Origin of the sequence: Tsukamurella conjunctivitidis, assembly GCF_007858475.1 — a bacterium.
Taxonomy (GTDB): domain Bacteria; phylum Actinomycetota; class Actinomycetes; order Mycobacteriales; family Mycobacteriaceae; genus Tsukamurella; species Tsukamurella conjunctivitidis.
The window spans coordinates 1-511 of the sequence record NZ_VIGX01000321.1; the positions used below are offsets into that span (position 1 = coordinate 1).

At 65.9% G+C, this 511-nt stretch carries 1 protein-coding gene; it reads left to right on the top strand.

The features are described from left to right. Nucleotides 1–511 (top strand): biosynthetic peptidoglycan transglycosylase (locus FK530_RS25590; RefSeq protein ID WP_166443341.1); only part of this gene is annotated, 511 nt, incomplete at both ends.

Sequence of the window (511 nt, forward strand, 5' to 3'; positions counted from 1 at the left end):
GTCCCCGCCGCCGACCAGGTCGCCCTGTCCCAGACGACGACCGTCTACTACGCGGACGGCACCACGGAGATGGGGACCTTCTCCGAGATCAACCGCACGATCATCGATCCCTCGACCCTGCCGGACTACGTCGGTCAGGCTGTGGTCGCCTCGGAGGACCGCACCTTCTACACGAATGCCGGGATCGACCTCAAGGGGATCCTTCGCGCCCTGGTCAACAATGTCCGGGGTGGGGAGCGCCAGGGCGGATCGACACTGACCCAGCAGTACGTCGAGCGCTACTACGTGGGCGAGACCACCTCCTACACCGGCAAGGTCAAGGAGGCCGTGCTCGCGGTGAAGATCAACCGCGAGCAGTCCAAGGACGAGATCCTCGGCAACTACATCAACACCATCTACTTCGGGCGCGGCGCCTATGGCATCGAGGCCGCCTCGAAGGCGTACTTCGGGCACCCCGCCGCCGACATGTCCGTCTCGGAGGCGGCCATGCTGGCGGGCATCATCCCCGCCC